Here is an 18,252-nt window from a genome sequence, read left to right on the forward strand (position 1 = left end):
CCGGTGCCGGTCGGGGACGGTGCGGGCGAAGCCGGCATGGACGTCGCCGAGGGCGAAGCCGGCGTGGACGTCGCCGAGGGCGAAGCCGGCGTCGCGGAGGCAGATGCAGACGGATCCGTCGGCCGCACCGGTGCGCGCGGCACGAGGACCACGGCCTGGGAGGCGTTCGTCTCCGGCTTCGTGTCGCCCAAGGCGCTCGCCGTGGTCCGCACCGTCTGCCGGACCGTCTGCAGGTCCGTCGGCGTCGCGGAGCGGCTCTCCGACGCCGGCTGGGCGCCTTCCTGCCGGGTCATGCCGAGGACGCCGTCGACGCCTATCCTCACCGATTCGCCCTTGGCGATCGAGGGGACGGTCCCCTTGAGCTTTCGACGCGCGGGGTCCCAGGCGAGATCGGCCGGGCACCGGGTCCCGCCGTTCGCCGCGCCGGTCACCGCGCACGTGGGCTTGACCTGGTCTCTGATCGCCACGCCGGAGGGGATCTGCGTCTCCACCGCAACGTTCTCGGCCACGCCGGCGGAGTTGGAGATCACGGCCGAGATGCCCAGGGGCGTCCCGATCTCGGTGCCGGATTGCCGGACGTCGGTGGCGGTGGAGACGTCGTTGCAGGCGATGTACCCCTTGACGGCGTCGCTCGTCCGCGAGGTCAGCGGCTCCCCCGCCTTCGATTCGACGCTCGCGCTGTTGTGGGCTTCGATCTTGGATCCTCCTGCGCACTCCACCCGCGAATTGACGACCACCCTGAACCTGATGTTGGACTTGGCGGGCAGGAGGACCTCCCTCGCGTCGATCACCTTGCCGTTCACCACGTCGAAGGCCTTGCCGTCGGCCCATTTAGGGCATCGGGCCTGGCCCCTGGAGCTGAGGCAGGAGACCGTCGCCGTGCTGCGCTCGCCCGTCGCGTTGACGACCTTGTACGCGTCGCGGAGGGTGAGGAGGAGGGACTTGGCCCCCGGATTGTCGAGGCTCAGCTCGTAGTGGCGGCCCTGCCCGGTGGCGACCGTCTCACTGCCCTGCTCTTTCGTGACGGTCACGGGCGAGGTGTCCGACGAGCAGTCGCGGGAGGCGATGTAGCCCACCCTGCTGTCGGTCGTCTGGCCTGCCACGTCCACGCCCTTTCCCTTGCCGACGAACACCTTGTTGGTCACCGTGATCTTCTGCCCGGCCGTGCACTTGGCCTGGGTTCTGATCGTCACTTTGATGACCAATTCCGAGCGGGCCTTCAGCGCGACCCTGCGGTCGAAGATCACCCCGTCCTTGACGGTGAAAGCCTTACCGTCGGCCCACGTCGGGCACGCGTGCCGTCCCGCGCATTCGACGGTCGCCGTAGTGGTGTCGTCGGCCGCGCCGTCCAGGCTGTAGGTCATCAGCAGCCGGGCGTCGGGAACCGCCACGAAGCCCCGGTTCTCCACGTGCATGGTGTAGACGCGGTCCTCGCCGGGGGCGGTGGTCTCCTTGTCCTGCCATATCATGGTGAGGATCGACGTCGAGGGGGAATCCAACGTCACGGTGTCGGACGCCCGGTTGGAGGACGGATCGGAGTCGGCGACTCCGGCGGGAGGGGCGACGGTCGCCGTCCATCGCGTCGAATTCACGCTCGGGAAGACGCCCGAGATCCCGACGGTCGCGAACTTGCCCGGAGCGATGCTCGGGATCGTCCCGCTCATCCTCCCGCCTGAGACGACGACGTCCTTGGCGTCGCCGGCCACGTACTCCAGTTTCGTCGGCGCGGGGTCCATGGCGAAGGCGAAAGTCGCGTTGTTCACCGTGCCGGATCCCCGGTTGTAGATCCTCATCCCGTACTGGAAGGTCGCGGTCTGCACTCCCCGGGTGAGGGACCAGTACATGCCCGGTATGAACATCTCCACCGCCAAGTCCGCGGTGTTCGAGGCGGCGGGGGCGCCCGTCGCGGTGGCAGCGCTCGCAGTCGGCGCTCCGGTCGCATTCTGCGCGGGGGCGCGGCCGGTCGTCCCGGTCCGCGCCGTCGCAGACGAGGGGCTCGCGGGCGTCGCGGGCGAGGGGGTCCCGGAGGCGGTTCCGTCCGCGGCGGGCGGAGTCGGCGTCGCCGGAGGGGTCTGGGCATGCGCGACTCCGGAAAGGGCCGTCAGCCCGAGGAGGGACATCGCGATCGCCAGAGTTCTCGCCAGCCGGCTCGCAGCGCCGCGGCGGGCGGTCTTCCGCGACCCTTCCGGTCGGGGTCGGTTCGTCGTGCGGGACATGGTCATGCCGGGCCTCCGTGGGTGAGCGACGATTCCAGCCGTGGACTTCCGCGCGTAAAGGGGCCGCGAAGGAGGCTGGAATCCTTCTAAGAAAGCACACAGGATCCCGGATCCGCGGGCATCATTCCACGGGATGAATGCGACGCCCGCCGAACGCGACCGTCGGACGAGTGCGCTGACGCGCCCGGCCCCGTTCACCCCCGACGGGTTCGGGCGTACGCCCGCCCAGGCCTGACTCCCGCGAACTCGGGGCGGGAGCCAGGCCTACGCTCAGACGGGCGCGCTCACGAGCGATTCCGACGGTAGTAGGCGATCAGGCTGGCGGTCGAGGAGTCCTGCTCGGCGAGAGCCGCTTCGTCGCCGCCGATCGCCGGGCCGAGGTCCTTGGCCATCTGTTTGCCGAGCTCGACGCCCCACTGGTCGTAGGAGTCGATGCCCCACACGCATCCCTGGACGAAGGTGATGTGCTCGTAGAGGGCGATGAGCTGGCCGAGCACGGACGGGGTGAGCGAGGGGGCCATGATCGAGGTCGTCGGCTTGTTCCCCGGGAAGACGCGCGCGGTGACGATCTCCTCGGCGGTTCCCTCGGCCCGCACCTCTTCGGCGGTCTTCCCGAAGGCGAGGGCCTTGGTCTGGGCGAAGAAGTTGCCGAGGAACAGTTCGTGCTGGTCCACCCCGTCCTCGCCCACCAGGGGGTGGGTCGGATTGGCGAAGGCGATGAAGTCAGCGGGGATGAGCTGGGTGCCCTGGTGGATGAGCTGGTAGAAGGCGTGCTGGCCATTGGTGCCGACCTCGCCCCAGAAGACTTCGCCGGTCGTGGTCGTCGCGTCGGATCCGTCCCAGCGCACGCGTTTGCCGTTCGACTCCATCGTCAGCTGCTGGAGGTAGGCGGGGAAGCGGTGGAGGTACTGGCTGTAGGGGAGGATCGCGTGGGTGGCGGCGCCGAAGAAGTTCGCGTACCACACGTTGAGCAGCCCCATGAGCAGCGGGACGTTCCTGTCGGCCGGGGCGGTGGCGAAATGGAGGTCCATGGCACGCAAACCGGCAAGGAAGTCGGTGAAGTTGCTCGGGCCTATGGCGATGGCCAGCGATGTGCCGATGGCAGAGTCGATGGAGTAGCGGCCCCCCACCCAGTTCCAGAAGCCGAAGGCGTTGACGGGGTCGATCCCGAACTCGGCGACCTTCTCCAGATTGGTCGAGACGGCGACGAAGTGCTTGGCCACCGCCCCCTCCGCCTCGACGCCCCTGTCGGCCAAGGCGTCGAGGAACCAGGCGCGGCAGGCCTTCGCATTCGTCAGGGTCTCCAGGGTGGTGAAGGTCTTCGAGGCGACGATGAACAGGACCGTCTCCGGGTCCACTCCGCGCAGCTTCTCCCCCGCGTCCGAGGGGTCGATGTTCGATATGAACCGGCACTCCAGGCCCTCTTGGACATAGGGCTTGAGCGCCTCGTAGGCCATGACGGGGCCGAGGTCGGATCCGCCGATGCCGATGTTGACGATCGTCGTCAGCGGTTTGCCGGTCACGCCGCACCACTGCCCCGAGCGGATCGCCTCGGCGAAGGCGTAGATCCGGTGGAGGACTTCGTGGACGTCCCCGACGACGTTCTGGCCGTCGACGACGAGGTGGTCTTCGGCGGGACGGCGCAGGGCCGTGTGGAGCACGGCGCGGTCCTCGGTGACGTTGATGTGCTCTCCGGCGAACATCGCCGCCCTGCGGGTGGTGATTCCCGTCTGTTCGGCGAGCTGGAGCAGGGCGGCGAGGATGTCCTCGTCGATGTAGTTCTTGGACAGGTCGACGAACAGGTCGGCGGCCTTGCGGGAGTAGCGTTCGGCGCGTGCGGGATCGTCGGCGAACCTCGCACGGAAGTCTGCGTTGAATCTATGGAAGAGTTCGGTCAGTCTCGACCAAGCGGGAGTCTGTGTGGCGTCCACGGGTGCGGTCATGATGAATCCTTTCATTCGGATGGGAGCGGGGCCGCCGGAGGGCAGCCTCGCGCCTCTCACCCCATCCTAAGGCGAACAGCGACGGTATATCGCCGAAATGTCCTGTCCGTCATATTATCCGCCTCCGAGGCCCCGCGCGGACGGCCCACGTTGTTCATCCGCTGCGCCGCCGAGTCGATAGTAGCCGAGGGTGCGCATCATGAGCGCCGGCCCGTTGACACGGGGCCGAGGGTGTGTCTCCGGCGTCTCTCACAGCCTCGCACCCGCGCTGGGCAGCGTGAGGACGGCGACCGTGCGTCCGGGGATCGTCACCGTCCCGGTGGCGGCGTCCCACACCGTCGACTTGACGACCGGGTCCGTGCCGTGCGCCTGGATCGGCGAGAGCCGATAGGCCTTGCCCCTGCCGCCCTCAATCGTCTCGACGATCGGGCGGGGCGAGGCGTTGAAGACCACCATGACCCCGTCCAGGGCCGGGTCCAGATCCTCCCCGACGGTGTCGTCGACGACCATGACGAGCAGCCCCAGCGTGGCGTTCGGGCCCGCATTGGGGAAGGAGACCTTCTGCTGGATCGTCTCGGCCTCCCCGAGGGTGAACAGCGGCGTGCTCCTGCGCAGCGCCAGGAGTTCCAGCGCCTGGCCGTGGGCGGCGGCGATGTCCTTCGCCCCCGGCTTGTTGGCGGGATTGGCCAGGTAGGGGGACATGGCCTGCCACCGGCTCCGGTTGTCGCGCTCGGGGGGCAGTCCGACGCCGAAATTCGACTCCTGCCCCGTCCAGTTGATGGCGTTGAACCAGTCGCCGGAGTTGTAGGAGTTGCGGTCCATGGACTTCGAGCGGAGCAAGTCGGTTCCCGCATGCCAGAACGCGGGGGACTGCCCCAGGGTCACGGTGGCCAGCGAGACGGTGTTCATGCGCACTCGGTCCTCCATCGTCGAGTTCGCGGGCATCTTCCACATGTTCAGGTCGTAGAGGGTCTCGTTGTCATGGGCATCCACGTAGTTGATGGACTCGTACGGCTGGCTGGCGTAGCCGACCACCTGGCCGTTGAAGTAGATCTCCGACCCTCGCCTCACGGTGCCGTCGCAGGCCGTGAACCGGTAGTCCCGGAGGTTTCCGGCCAGCCCGACCCTGATGACGTCGGTGAAGAAGCGCAGCTGGACGGCGTCGCCTCCCGCGATGCCGTTGGGGTCGGTGACCAGGCCGTTGCCGAAGCCCTGCGTGTCGTTCTTCCCGTCGGACTGCGAGCCGTGGACGGCGTCGCGCAGACGGTCGTTGAACGTCCCGATCCCCGTGCCGTTCATCGCGCCCTGCACGGACGGCGTGAAACGCGAGCCGTTGGCCGTCGTCCCGAACGACCACCCCTCCCCGTACAGGTACATGCTCTTGCCGTCCACGCCGTCCTCTTCCATGGTCAGGCCGTCCAGCGCAGCGCGGATCCTCTTCATGGACTCGACCGAGGTGAACTCCATGAGGTCGAATCGGAAGCCGTCGATCTTGTAGGCCCTGGCCCACGTGAGCAGGGAGTCGATCATGAGGTTCTCGGCCATGACGTGCTCGGTGGCGAACTCGCCGCAGCAGGGGCTGGTCAGCGTCTGGCCTTCGTATCCGAGACGGTGGTAGTAGCCGGGCACGATCTTCTCGAAGACGGACTTCGCATCCTGGCCGTAGGCGTAGGTGTGGTTGAAGACGATGTCCTGGACGACCTGGTATCCGGCCTTGTGGAGGTTGCCCACCATCTGGCGGTATTCGGCCGTGCGGGTCCCGCCGTTCGCCTTGACGGCGTACGATCCCTCCGGGGTCGTGTAGTGGAGGGGGTCGTACCCCCAGTTGAAGGCGTCCACGTCCGCGACCTTGCCGACGGCGGCCTGCTGTTCCTGCGAGTCGGGCGCCGCATCGGCCGGCACGGCCGCCTTCCGCTGCTCGGCCGGGTCCTCGGGCACCGAGCCCATGTCGTAGGTGGGCAGAAGGTGCACTGTGTTCATCCCCGCCGCCGCGAGTTCGCGCAGGTAGGCCATCCCGGCCGAGCCCTCGACGCCGAAGGCCCCGTACTTGCCCCGCAGCCGCCGGGGGACGGTCGCGTCCGTGGCGGAGAAGTCGCGCACGTGCAGCTCCACGATGGCGCGCTCGGCGAAGCCTCCGATCCGCGGAGCGGGGGTGTCCGCCCACACCTCGGGCATGTAGCGCTCGTCGGCCAGATCGAGGACGACCGATCGCTTGGAGTCGATGGTCAGCCCCACCGAGTTCGGGTCGGTGACGAGATTGTGCTGGACGGTTCCCGCGATCCGCCTCTGGGCTTCGTCTCCGGGGGTGACGGCGGTGACGGGGATGTAGACCTCGACGTCGTACAGGTAGGGCTTGTCCCTCCAGGTCGGCCTGCCGGTGAGGGTCCACGAGCCGTCCGATTCGCGCCTCATCGGATGCTCGGTGTACCTCTCCGAGATGGGGCCCCTGTACAGGCGGAGCGTGACGGACTTGGCGGTAGGCGCCCACAGCGCGAACGAGGGGACGCCGCCGGCGAAGGTCACGCCCTGGGGCCTCAGGCGCGCCGATTCGGCGTACATCGCGTCGAGGATCCGCGCCGTCTGGAGCGAGGAGAAGGCGACGGGCCTGCCGTCGGGGCCACGCTGGAGGACGACGACCTGCCCCGTCAGGAGGGCTGCGGCGTCCACGGGTTCGGCGAAGCCCAATGCTCCGAAGTCTTCGCCGTCGAACGTGTAGGCGCCCGTCAGGTAGGGGTCGAGGGCCTTCTGCCCGGAGGTGATCCCGCCGTCCTTGACCAGCAGCTCGACCGAGCCGTCCGCTCCCGTGACCCTCTCCCCGTCGAGTTCGATCCCCCCTCTGGCCGCGTAGTACAGCCTGTACGTCGACCCCTGGCGCGTCGGCCAGGCGATCGTGTCCTCGTCGAGCCAGAACCCGATGGCCTGGCCTTCTCCGATAACCGTCATCCTCTTCCTCACCTCCACCGTCGAAACGTGTGAGACGCATACCCTCGAATGTGTCCGATATGCGGCAAATACCGCGAGCTTACCCGGTGCGTCCGACGGATGCGCATTGCGCATCCCACACCCCCGCGCGGGGGAGGCATCTGCCCCATAGGTACCACTCTTCCTAGGCTTCGGGCCCACACCCCCACACGGGGAAGACATCCCACACGCCTATCCAACGCCTGAAGCCGCGGAGAATTTCCGGCCGGGCCGTCGGCGCCCGGCCGAGTCGAAGCCGGGGCCGGCCGCGGCTGCGCCCTTCGCGTCGACGTGAACGACCCGATAGCGCGTTCCCCCGGCGGCCTCCGGCCGTGGAAGGTTCTCAGGCCCTCGCCCGGCGCGGCGCAGGGCGAAGGCCCCTCGTGCTCGCGAGGCGACGGGAGAACGCCGTTTCCGCCCACCGCGAACCGGCCGGTGGAGACGGACGCGAGCGGTCGCCCGGCGCCAGCGGCTGCCTTCCGCTGCCCGGGCAACGTCGCGGTCGCGCACGATATCGACACGCAATTCCATCCCGCGACCGGATCGGAGTGAAATATCATTTATTTATGCCATAAGAGCTCAAATGAGTTGGTGCGGCAAATATTTGCCGCACCAACTTCGATTCAGCTATGAGTAGTTTCATCGCCTTCGACGGAGGAAAACAAACGATTCATTGCACTTTATAGCCGAAAATGACAGTTTGCAGTCAGGAATGTCCATTTTGTTTTCGAAGACCGTGAAAATTACTTGCTACATCGGAATCCGTTCCTTTTATTATCGTTCTGGCCTGTTCAGTTGCAGTTCTGTAGTGCTTCAGACGCTCGACGATAGTATCCCGACTATTCTGAAAAGCCGTGGCAGCAGATTCGGCTTTCGCGCTTAAGCCCGAATTCACCAGCCCATCCTCTGAGGCTCTAATGGCGTTTTCACCGTCAATGCGTTCGACTTGTTCAATAGCCGCGTCCAATTTCCATAAAATGGATTTTATAGTGGACTCATCGTATCGTAGGATATTCATTTCTTATTTTCCTTTCTTTAGAATTATTTCAAATAATAAATGTCATTTATTACTTGTGGCCCATGTTTCAGGAGGTTCATTATTTTCATGCCTCCCCGTTGTTCGCAGCCTTTGAGGAATATTTTCAGTGCCTTTGGGCCATTCATCATAAAGTTTACCTTTAACGCATGGTGTTTCAATTTGAATTATGCTTCTTTTTAAATATGAAATATAAATGCGTGCACCTTTAGGATGAGAAAATACCGCAGACGCGCCACCGGGTTCACTTATATCGGGTTTAGGTGCATTAAAACCGTAAGGTTGTGCTATTTCATGCATTTTATTTATGGCAGCCTGCCAATTCTGCCGAGTGAACGGCCCTGCAGAAGCCAGACGATACGCTTCCGACGTATAACCGATGGGACAATCGATATGAAAGTTTTCCTCCACCTGTGCCTGAACGGACTGTGGAACCCACTCCCCTACACCGAAATCACGCGTCAGAACATCATAAAACGATAAAAGAAGATTTACCGTTCTATAACGTGCCTCTACTATGGATAAACTGCTTATATTTTTATGTACGTGCCTATCAGTTATATAATCGTCTGATTTGTTCATACAACTTCCTAAGAGTGATATTATAGAATATATTGCAATCAATTTGAACAATTTCAGCTGCATATAGTCCTCAGTTCTCTGGAGCGGCCATTCCGTTACCAGCGAGAATACTCGCTATATTATACGCAGAAGTACGATAATGGCCGTCATCTGTTTTATTCATGTACTCTGAATGTCCATATGATCCGGCATAGACTTCACCTGACGGACTCTTCCATTTTTCCGTGCTGAAATGCTCATAATCGACGTTATGGTCTGGAATAGCGCTTGGCGGAGTATTATGCCAGGCCGATCCCGCTACCGGATCGCCTCTGGCGCCACCGACGAAAACATGCCCAGGAAGCATGTTGAGGTTGGAATTACCCCCTTTCCCAAATCCCGGGGGGCCGAAAGCGGTATATCCATCGGGGGCCGTCGTTCTATTGAGAGCATATGCACTCAATAATGATCCATAAGAATGACCTGTAACAATCATGTGGGGGTCACCATTATGAGTTGTCTGTACGGCATCGCACAATCTAGAGAGTTTTTTCGCACCAGATTTCGCATGTTCATTCGATAAGACAGACCCGTCAGTGTTAAAAAGCGTATCATTCCAACTAGGTGCATTATAGTTCAAATTATAAATACCAGCAACACTTTGATCTTTCCTATCTGATTTTGATAAAATCATACGAGTTAATTGAAGTATATTATTCATATCTCTTATTCCCCCTCCCCAATTGCCGTTCTTTCCGAATATATTCTTATCTACTGTACTATTCATCCCCGGAGTATGAACCATCACATGATCCGCATTGTCAACGTCTCCTACTCCCACAATTGCACGTAAATTGGCTTTAGGTGAGTCTCTGAAACCTATCAACGAATAGTTGAACGATTTTTGATTGAGAAGAGTGTTGATCTCCTCATCACTGATTGGAATAGAGAAATTTTTTTGTAGAATATCAAGCGGCTGTTTCATATCACTCAATTCTGTCAGTCTTTTTTCTTCATTCAATGTAAACGGAGGTCTACCTTTTCTCATAATGAGTCCCATTTCATTATTAATTGATATATATTTATTTCTTAAATACATAATATTAGCTTTATGACGATCATTGCATGGAACTCCATCCAAATTCCTTATCCAATCAGATTTATTCTTAATAATATCTATTTGCTCCTGTGGAGATCTAGAAGTCCACCAATCGTTAACTTCTTCTACATTCCATGACGGATTAGGCTTTTGGTTCCAATTCAAGACTGAAACTTTAGTACCTTTTGCTTTTTTGTTGAGTTGAATAATTTCACTATACACATTATCAACGAACTTTATTATATCCTTTGCTTTCCTTATGCATAACGCGACCATTGCATTCAATTTCTGATTCGCATCGGAAATCCCTTCCCAAAGATTTCTTCCACTCTTATAAATATGATCAACATTTACTTTGTAATTTTGATCTGCATCATATACATTGCCATCTGCTGTGAAGTGACCTCCAGCGGCGCACACTGAATTGAATATATCATTTGCCTCTCTGGAAAGCTCTTTGACTGCCTTCGAAGCCTCGGCCAAATCAGACTCGATTTTATGACATCCCGAGTAGAGGTCCATGGCGTCATCCGCTATCGCGCGCCGAGTGCGCATCTCCGATTCCGCGAATGCGCCGGAGAGCTTCGAATTATTGACATCTACGAGCTCGTCGTTGAGATTTTTGTACTTGCCAGCCGCGCAGTGAAAGTCGAAACTGGCCTTTTCAAGCCCTTCTCCACTCCAGGCCATCAGATCTTGAAGAGTGAACATGCGCATCCTTTCTTCAGACCTCTTACTCATTCATCTTTCCACACTGGAACCCTCAAGGACAAGAGGTGAAAGTGCATTTCGCAGCCTTTTGACGAGGATCCACCCGCACGCCATAAAGCCTGAAAGCCTTCGAAAAGCGGCGCAATCCCGCCATGTTCCGCCCTGGTCCCCTGATCGGAGCCCGGGATCTCCTCCGATTCCTGCGAAAGCCTCCCGAAGCGAGCGACGACGGGGCACAATAGTGGTAGGCGCCTAAACGAAGGAGTTCACCATGGCCGAGCCGACCAAGATCGCCGTACTGACGTCGGGCGGAGACGCCCAGGGAATGAACGCCGTGGTGCGCGCCGTCGTGCGCACCGCCATCCACGAGGGCGCCGTCCCCTACGCCGTCCACGAGGGGTGGAAGGGCGCCGTCGAAGGCGGGGGCCTCATCTCCGAGCTGACGTGGTCGGACGTCTCGGGCATCCTCAACGAGGGCGGGACGACCATCGGCACGGCCCGCTGCGCGGCCTTCCGCGAGCGCGACGGGCTGCGGGCCGCCGTCGGCAACTTCGTCTCCCGGGGCATCGACCGCGTCGTGGCCATCGGAGGCGACGGAACCCTCACCGGCGCAGACCAGCTCCGCGAGCTGTGGGGCGAGCTGCTGGCCGAACTCGTCGAGCGGGGGGAGGTCGCGCCCGAAGCCGCACAAGCCCACCCCCGGCTGCACCTGGCGGGCGTGGTCGGCTCGATCGACAACGACCTGGTCGGCACGGACATGACGGTGGGAACCGACTCGGCCCTCCACCGCATCATCGAGGCGATCGACGCCATCACGTCGACCGCCGCCTCGCACCAACGCACGTTCATCATCGAAGTCATGGGGCGCCGCTGCGGCTACCTCGCCCTGATGAGCGCGATCGCGGGCGGATGCGACTACGCCTTCATCCCCGAGCTCCCCCCGGCCGACGGGTGGGAGGACGGCCTGTGCGAGAAGCTCCGGGAGGGCCGGGCGGCGGGCCGCCGGGATTCGATCATCGTCGTGGCCGAAGGGGCCCAGGACCGCTCGGGGACCCCCATCTCGGCCGCGCAGGTCCGCGACCTCCTCGCCGAGCGCCTGGGCGAGGACGTGCGCATCACGTCGTTGGGCCACGTCCAGCGCGGCGGCACCCCCTCGGCCTACGACCGGTGGATGCCGACCATCCTCGGCTACACGGCGGCCCTCGAAGTGATCAACGCGGGCGAGGAGGACGAACCATGCATCGTCGGCACCCGCGGCAACAGGATCGTCCGCCTCCCGCTCATGGAGGCGATCGGCAACACGCGCGCCGTCAAGGGGATGCTCGCCTCGGGCGACTATCAGGGCGCCGTCGCGGCCCGCGGCCGCACGTACGAGAGGATGATCCGCATCTTCGAGACCATGTCCTCCCCCGTTGCCACCCCCCACGAATCGGCCGCGACGGCCAGGCTCGGCCGGCCGCCGCGCGTGGCGATCGTGCACGCCGGCGGGCTCGCTCCGGGAATGGACGCGGCAGCCCAGGCCGCCGTGCGCTTGGGCGTGGACCACGGCTTCACCATGCTCGGCGTCGAGGGCGGCTTCCCGGGCCTGATCGAAGGCGAGGTTCGGGAGCTCACGTGGGGCGACGTCGACACGTGGGTGGGAACGGGCGGCGCCCACCTGGGCACCCGACGGCAGATCCCCACGCTCGACCAGTACTACGCCATGGGCCGGTCCATCGAACGGAACGAGATCGACGCGCTGCTGATGATCGGGGGCTTCTCGGGGTACCTGGCCGCCTGGCAGATGGTCCAGGAGAAGAGCCGCTACCCGGCCTTCTCCATCCCGATCGTGTGCGTCCCCGCCTCGATCGACAACAACCTGCCCGGCTCGGAGCTGTCGATCGGCGTGGACACGGCCCTCAACAACAACGCGGAGGTGCTCGACCGCATCAAGCAGTCGGCGGCCGCCTCCAGGCGCTGCTTCGTCGCCGAGGCGATGGGGCGCCGGTGCGGATACCTCACCCTCATGTCGGGGATCGTCACCGGCGCCGAACAGGTCTACCTGTCCGAGACGGGGATCTCCCTCGCCCAGCTCACCAAGGACTGCGCCCGCATCGTCAAAGCCTTCAAGGGAGGCCGCGAACTCTACCTCGTCATCGCCAACGAGGAGGCGTCGGAGTACTACACCACCGAGGTCCTCACACATCTCTTCCAGGCGGAGGGCGGCAGCCTGTACGACGTGCGCCCGGCCGTGCTCGGCCACATGCAGCAGGGGGGCAACCCCACCCCCTTCGACCGGACGCTGGCGGTCAGCCTGGCGGCCCGCGCGATGGACGAGCTGGAGGCCCAGTTCGCCGAGGGGGCCAAGCGGGGAACGTACGTAGGCATGGACAGGACGGGGATCGCCGTCGGCAAGCTCTCCCACATGGACGAAGAGATCGACATGTCGACCCGCCTCCCCTACCACCAGTGGTGGAGGGACCTCGTCACCGTCCTCTACACGGTGGCGGACAAGGACTTCGACGTCCCGCTCGAACAGCTCCCGATCTACCAGCGCGACTGACGAGTCGGCGACTCCGCCGGTGCGGCCGACGCCCGGACAGGCAGGGCCGCGCCAAGGAGCCCATGGCGCTTGCCAAGGCCTCGGCGCCGCTGACGCCCGGGACGCTACGGGGGCGGATACGACGGAACCGGATTTCGGCAGGGAGAATTCCGTGAAAGCGGTGCCAGCCCGGGCCGGATGCGACGGGGCCGGGAGCGGTCAGCCGTCCTCGGCCTGGACGCCGTCGGGCTCCTCTTCCTCCTCGGTGACCCGCAGCCAGGATATCCGCCGCCCCTCCAGGCTTCTGACGCGAAGGACGCGGCGCCCCCAGCGGACTTCGTCCCCCACTTCCGGCATGCGCCCGAGTTCGTTGACGACGAAGCCGCCGATGGTGTCGAACGGGCCCTCGGGAAGTTCGTCGCCCAGGACCTTGACGACCTCGGCCCGGCTGGCCAGGCCGTCGACGTCGCGCGAGTCGCCGCGCTTGATGGCCACCGGGGTCTCCCGGTCGTACTCGTCGCGGATCTCGCCGACGAACTCTTCGACCACGTCTTCGAGCGTGATGATGCCGTCGGTGCCGCCGTATTCGTCGACGACGACCGCCAGGTGGGCGTGTTTGGCCCGCATCTCCGCCAAGGCGTCCATGACGGGCTTGCCGGTCGGGAACAGGAGGATGTCGCGGACGAGGTCGCCGACGCGGCGGACGTGCGGGGCGGGGCGGATGAGGTCGCGGATGTGGATGAAGCCGAGGACGTCGTCGTCCGAGGACCCCTGGCGCACGGGGTAGCGGGAGTGCTCCAGCCGCGAGACCTCCAGCTGCGCCTCCTCGACGGGAGTGTCGGCCGAGAGGAATTCGACCTCGGTGCGCGGCGTCATGATCTGCTCGACGGTCCGGTCCCCCACCGAGAGCATGTCGACGACCATCTCGCGTTCGTCGTCGCCGATCTCCTCCTGGCCGGCGACGAACGCTCGGAGCTCGGCGAGCCCCATCGTGTCCTTCTGGGCCTCGGGATTGCGTCCGAACAGCCGGAGGACGACGTTGGTCGAGACGCCGAGGAACCATACGACCGGGCGGAGGAGGGCCGTGATGGCGGCCAGGGGGCGGGCGACGAGGCCGGCGATCGCCTCGGCGGACTGCAGGGCGATCCGCTTGGGGACGAGCTCTCCGAAGACGATCGACAGGTAGGCGATGGCGATCGTCACGAGGACGAAGGCGAGCGTCGAGGCCCCCGAGGAGCTCACCCCCCATTCGCGGAGGACGGGGGCCACGATGGGCGCGATCTCGGAAGCCCCGAAGGAGGCCGAGAAGAACCCCGTGACGGTCACGCCGACCTGGACGGCGGAGAGGAAGCGATTGGAGTCCTCAGTCAGCCGCTTGACGGTCCGCCCCGAAGGCCTCCTCGCCGCCATCTCCTCGACCTGGGTCTCCCGCAGCGAGACGAGCGCCATCTCCGAAGCCGAGAAGAGCCCGCCGATGAGGGTGAACAGCACAACGAACAGGATGTTCTTCGCGAGTGGATCCACCGTTCCATTGTCGCCGAGGCGCGTACACCGGCCAACGAATGGCGCCGCCCAAAACTATGACGCTCACCGCAGAGGACGGCGCAGACGGCGGGAGAGCCCGCGATCGGCGGGAACCTGGGCGTCGTGTACTCCATTCCGCTGCGCCGCGCCCTGGTGACCGGCTCCGACCTGCCCTAAAGAGCGGCGAAATCCGGCGACGCAGGCGATCGGTCTAGGCGCACCCGGTGAAAGACGCAGGCGACATCCGGCGACGTCATCCCAGGCTTCACCGGGAACGAAACGCCAAGTGCGAGAAGCCCCTGGGCGCGAGACCCCGGCGCCGAAGGCGAAGGGCCATCAGCGTCGGCCCCAGAGCCGCTTGCGGGCGTGCTCAGCGACGTGACCCCGGCGCGAAGCCCGGGCGCGGGTCCCGAGCCCGCAGCCTCATGCTCGACGAACCCAAGGCTCGGCAGGCTCGGCCCGCTCGCGTCATCGCCGGCGACGGCGGGCGGCGAAGCGCTTGGCCGCATACCCGACCAACAGTGCGACGATCCACACGGGCGCCGCGATCACCGAGGGCCGGTAGTCCGGCGAAACGGCCATGAGCACGACCACCAACGCCAGGAATGCGAGCGCGAAGAACGACGCCGCCTTGCCTCCGGGCAGTCTGAACGTCAGGCGGGACGCCTCTTCTGCGCCGATCTTGGCCCGGAATCTGATCTGGGTGATCATGATCATCGTCCAGTTGATGATTCCCGCGGCCAGGGCCGTCGAGAGAAGGATGGAGAAGGCCTTGTCGGGGAGGGCGATCTTCAACACCACGGCCGCGGCCGTGATCGCGGAGGAGACGAGCACGCCCCGCACGGGGACGCCCCGCGGCGAGAGCTTGGCCAGGAATCGGGGCGCGTTGCCCTGCTCGGCCAGGGAGTGGAGCATGCGCCCGTTGGAGTAGAGCCCTGAGTTGTAGACGGAGAGGGCGGCGGTGACCACGACGGCGTTGAGGATGTGGGCGGCCGCCGTGACGCCGACGGAGTCGAAGATCTGGACGAAGGGGCTGAGCTTTCCGTTGATCCGGTCCCAGGGCACGACGGCCATGATGATCAGGAGCGCCCCGATGTAGAAGACGAGGATTCTGTAGACCACCTGGTTGACGGCCCGGGGGATGGACCGCTTGGGGTCGTCGGCCTCCCCCGCGGTGATGCCGATGAGCTCGACGCCGCCGAAGGAGAACATGACGACCACCAGCGAGGCGCTCATCCCGGAGAGCCCGTTCGGGAAGAACCCGCCTCGGTCGACGAGGTGGGCGAAGCTCGGGTCGGGCAGACTGGAGCCGGAGTTGACTGCCAGGCCGATGACGACCGCGCCCAGGACGATCATGCCGACGATGGCGACGACCTTGACGAGGGCGAACCAGAACTCGAATTCGCCGAAGGACCGCACGCCGACGAGGTTGACGGCCGTGATGGACACGAGGACGATCGCAGCCGTCAGCCAGTCGGGCATCCCCGGCAGCCAGTATCTGACGTAGGTGCCGATCACGGTCAGCTCGGCCATCGAGACGACGGTGTAGTTGAACCAGTAGTTCCATCCGGAGACGAACCCCGCGCACGGGGACCAGTAGTCGTAGGCGTAGCGGCTGAACGCCCCGGAGGAGGGAGTGTGGACCGACATCTCCCCCATGGCCCGCACGACGAGGAAGATGACCGCGCCGCCCAGGGCGTAGGCGAGGAGGATGGACGGGCCGGCCAAGGATATGGCGTCGGCCGAGCCGTAGAAGAGCCCCGTCCCGATCGCCCCGCCGAGGGCGATCATCTGGATGTGGCGGTTCTTCAGGCCCCGGCGCAGTCCCCCGTGGCCCGCGCCCTCCCCAGAACCGTCCGCGCCACTCCCGCGGGAGCCACCCGCATCACCCATGCCGCTCCCACCGGGGCCGCCGACACCGCTCCCGCCGCGGCCACCCGCAGCTTGCCCTTCGGCCGCCGCGCGGGCGCCTCCCCTCGCCATGGTTCCCTCCGATTCTTCGCCCGGCCGGCTCGCCGGCCACCGACGCCGCGAACGCGGCACCGCTCCATGGTAACGGCTGACCTCCGGCATGGTATCCCTCCCCGGTGCAGTTCGCCGCAGACGAGTGGAACGAAGCCGCGTCTTCGCATGCAGGTGCGTACAGTTGGTGCCATGCATTCCGACGAATCACCCCGGGCGTCCACGCAGGACGAGACATCCCAGGACGACGCGCTCCAGCGCGGCCTGAGCGCCAGGCACCTGACAATGATCTCCATCGGCGGAGCCATCGGCACCGGCCTGTTCGTGGCCTCCGGCAAGACAATCCACGACAGCGGGCCCGGCGGCGCCCTCGTCGCCTACGGGCTCATCGGAGTCATGGTCTTCCTGCTCATGCAGTCGCTGGGCGAGATGGCGGCCTACATACCCGTCGCGGGCTCCTTCGGCGAGTACGGCGCGCGCTTCATCAGCCCCAGCTTCGGCTTCGCCACGGGGTGGAACTTCTGGTACAACTGGGCGATCACGGTCGCCGCCGAGCTCGTCGCGGCGTCCCTCGTCATGAAGTACTGGTTCCCCGACGTCCCCGGGTGGGTGTGGTCGGCCGTCTTCCTCTCGATCCTCGTCGCGCTCAACGCCCTGTCCGCGCGCGCCTACGGGGAGGGGGAGTTCTGGTTCGCCCTCGTCAAGGTCGTCGTGGTCGTCGTCTTCCTCGTCCTGGGCGTCCTCATCATCGCCGGCATCCTCGGCGACACCCACCCCGGATTCGACAACTGGACGAAGGGCGAGGCCCCCTTCGTCAACGGATTCGCGGGTGTCCTGGCGATCTTCATGGTGGCGGGCTTCAGCTTCCAGGGCACGGAGATGGTCGGCGTGGCCGCCGGGGAGGCGGCCAATCCCGAGAAGCAGGTCCCCAAGGCCATCCGCACGATCTTCTGGCGGATCCTGCTCTTCTACATCGGCGCGATCTTCGTGATCGGCACCCTCATCTACTACAAGAACAGCAGTCTGCTCGGCGAGGATGTCACCGACGTGGCGATCTCCCCCTTCACCCTCGTTTTCAAACAGGCGGGGGTTGCGGCCGCCGCCGCGGTCATGAACGCCGTCATCCTCACATCGGTCCTGTCCGCGGGCAACTCGGGGCTGTACGCATCGACCCGCATGCTCTACGCCCTGGCGCATCGCGGCAGCGCCCCGGCCCTCTTCAAGCGGACGAACTCGCACGGGGTCCCCATCCCCGCCCTCGTCATGACGACCCTCGTCGGGGCGGCGTGCTTCATCTCCTCCCTCATCGGGGACGGGAAGGCCTACGAGTGGCTGGTCAACGCCTCGGGCCTGGCCGGGTTCATCACGTGGATGGGCATCGCCTGGTCCCACTACCGCTTCCGGAAGGCATTCCTCGCCCAGGGGCACAGCCTCTCGGAGCTGCCCTACCGCGCCCGCTTCTACCCGGCCGGGCCTCTCCTGGCGCTGGCCATGTGCGCGATCGTCATCGTCGGCCAGAACTACGAGGCCCTCATCGGCAACCGAAACTTACTCGCGCTGCTGTCGAGCTATATCGGGCTGCCCTTCTTCCTCAGCCTGTGGGGCATCCACAAGCTCGTCACGCGCCAGCCCAAGATCGACCCCCGCCAAGCCGACCTCTCCCGCGCGAGGAACTGAGGGCCGGGCGCACGCCGCCCTTTGCCTCGGCCCGCCAGCGC

The 18,252-nt window shown here is 64.4% G+C and carries 11 protein-coding genes; 3 read left to right on the plus strand and 8 right to left on the minus strand.

The window, feature by feature from the left end; all coding sequences use genetic code 11:
• Nucleotides 1-1,865 (minus strand): hypothetical protein (locus tag HMPREF0043_RS02240; RefSeq protein ID WP_198010264.1); only part of this gene is annotated, 1,865 nt, incomplete at its 3' end.
• Here HMPREF0043_RS02240 and HMPREF0043_RS02245 point away from each other — a divergent pair.
• Entirely contained in the window at nucleotides 1,852-2,241 is a 390-nt protein-coding gene (locus tag HMPREF0043_RS02245; RefSeq protein WP_040317666.1) for a hypothetical protein, read from the plus strand. The two genes, HMPREF0043_RS02240 and HMPREF0043_RS02245, sit on opposite strands and share 14 nt — an antisense overlap.
• Before the next feature lie 259 nt (nucleotides 2,242-2,500).
• Here HMPREF0043_RS02245 and pgi read toward each other — a convergent pair whose 3' ends face one another.
• From pgi to HMPREF0043_RS10580, 5 genes are all read right to left on the minus strand, one after another.
• Nucleotides 2,501-4,159 (minus strand): glucose-6-phosphate isomerase, encoded by a 1,659-nt coding sequence (gene pgi / locus HMPREF0043_RS02250; RefSeq protein ID WP_040317674.1) that lies wholly within the window; start codon nucleotides 4,157-4,159, stop codon nucleotides 2,501-2,503.
• Between the two features lie 249 nt (nucleotides 4,160-4,408).
• Nucleotides 4,409-7,102, minus strand: a complete 2,694-nt coding sequence (pulA, locus tag HMPREF0043_RS02255; RefSeq protein ID WP_051317398.1) for a pullulanase-type alpha-1,6-glucosidase — start codon at nucleotides 7,100-7,102, stop codon at nucleotides 4,409-4,411.
• A gap of 724 nt (nucleotides 7,103-7,826) precedes the next feature.
• The gene (locus HMPREF0043_RS10950; RefSeq protein WP_021601202.1) at nucleotides 7,827-8,138 is read right to left on the minus strand and encodes a hypothetical protein; all 312 of its coding nucleotides are present in this window, start codon (nucleotides 8,136-8,138) and stop codon (nucleotides 7,827-7,829) included.
• 42 nt (nucleotides 8,139-8,180) lie between these two features.
• Entirely contained in the window at nucleotides 8,181-8,738 is a 558-nt protein-coding gene (locus HMPREF0043_RS10575) for an LppA family lipoprotein (protein WP_198010265.1), read from the minus strand.
• Nucleotides 8,739-8,808: 70 nt separating this feature from the next.
• Nucleotides 8,809-10,527, minus strand: a complete 1,719-nt coding sequence (locus HMPREF0043_RS10580; protein WP_021601204.1) for an alpha/beta hydrolase — start codon at nucleotides 10,525-10,527, stop codon at nucleotides 8,809-8,811.
• Between the two features lie 271 nt (nucleotides 10,528-10,798).
• Here HMPREF0043_RS10580 and HMPREF0043_RS02260 point away from each other — a divergent pair, with 271 nt between their 5' ends.
• Nucleotides 10,799-13,069: a 6-phosphofructokinase gene (locus tag HMPREF0043_RS02260; RefSeq protein WP_021601206.1), complete on the plus strand. Its 2,271-nt coding sequence runs from the start codon at nucleotides 10,799-10,801 to the stop codon at nucleotides 13,067-13,069.
• Between the two features lie 198 nt (nucleotides 13,070-13,267).
• Here the strand turns inward: HMPREF0043_RS02260 and HMPREF0043_RS02265 are convergent, their stop codons facing one another.
• On the minus strand, nucleotides 13,268-14,572 hold the full coding sequence (locus HMPREF0043_RS02265) for a hemolysin family protein (RefSeq protein ID WP_021601207.1): 1,305 nt from the start codon (nucleotides 14,570-14,572) through the stop codon (nucleotides 13,268-13,270).
• Nucleotides 14,573-15,040: 468 nt separating this feature from the next.
• On the minus strand, nucleotides 15,041-16,465 hold the full coding sequence (locus HMPREF0043_RS02270; RefSeq protein WP_021601209.1) for an amino acid permease: 1,425 nt from the start codon (nucleotides 16,463-16,465) through the stop codon (nucleotides 15,041-15,043).
• 261 nt (nucleotides 16,466-16,726) lie between these two features.
• Here HMPREF0043_RS02270 and HMPREF0043_RS02275 point away from each other — a divergent pair, with 261 nt between their 5' ends.
• Complete coding sequence (locus HMPREF0043_RS02275) at nucleotides 16,727-18,211, plus strand: amino acid permease (protein ID WP_021601210.1); 1,485 nt, start codon at nucleotides 16,727-16,729, stop codon at nucleotides 18,209-18,211.
• Nucleotides 18,212-18,252 lie beyond the last annotated feature (41 nt).

The sequence above is a fragment of the Actinobaculum sp. oral taxon 183 str. F0552 genome (assembly GCF_000466165.1).
GTDB lineage: Bacteria > Actinomycetota > Actinomycetes > Actinomycetales > Actinomycetaceae > Peptidiphaga.

Bases quoted from the DNA above. Each gene is read 5' to 3' on its own strand.
- HMPREF0043_RS02245 (WP_040317666.1), top strand. From the start codon at position 1,852: ATGAACATCTCCACCGCCAAGTCCGCGGTGTTCGAGGCGGCGGGGGCG.
- pgi (WP_040317674.1), bottom strand. From the start codon at position 4,159: ATGACCGCACCCGTGGACGCCACACAGACTCCCGCTTGGTCGAGACTG.
- pulA (WP_051317398.1), bottom strand. From the start codon at position 7,102: ATGACGGTTATCGGAGAAGGCCAGGCCATCGGGTTCTGGCTCGACGAG.
- HMPREF0043_RS10950 (WP_021601202.1), bottom strand. From the start codon at position 8,138: ATGAATATCCTACGATACGATGAGTCCACTATAAAATCCATTTTATGG.
- HMPREF0043_RS10575 (WP_198010265.1), bottom strand. From the start codon at position 8,738: ATGAACAAATCAGACGATTATATAACTGATAGGCACGTACATAAAAAT.
- HMPREF0043_RS10580 (WP_021601204.1), bottom strand. From the start codon at position 10,527: ATGTTCACTCTTCAAGATCTGATGGCCTGGAGTGGAGAAGGGCTTGAA.
- HMPREF0043_RS02260 (WP_021601206.1), top strand. From the start codon at position 10,799: ATGGCCGAGCCGACCAAGATCGCCGTACTGACGTCGGGCGGAGACGCC.
- HMPREF0043_RS02270 (WP_021601209.1), bottom strand. From the start codon at position 16,465: ATGGGTGATGCGGGTGGCTCCCGCGGGAGTGGCGCGGACGGTTCTGGG.
- HMPREF0043_RS02275 (WP_021601210.1), top strand. From the start codon at position 16,727: ATGCATTCCGACGAATCACCCCGGGCGTCCACGCAGGACGAGACATCC.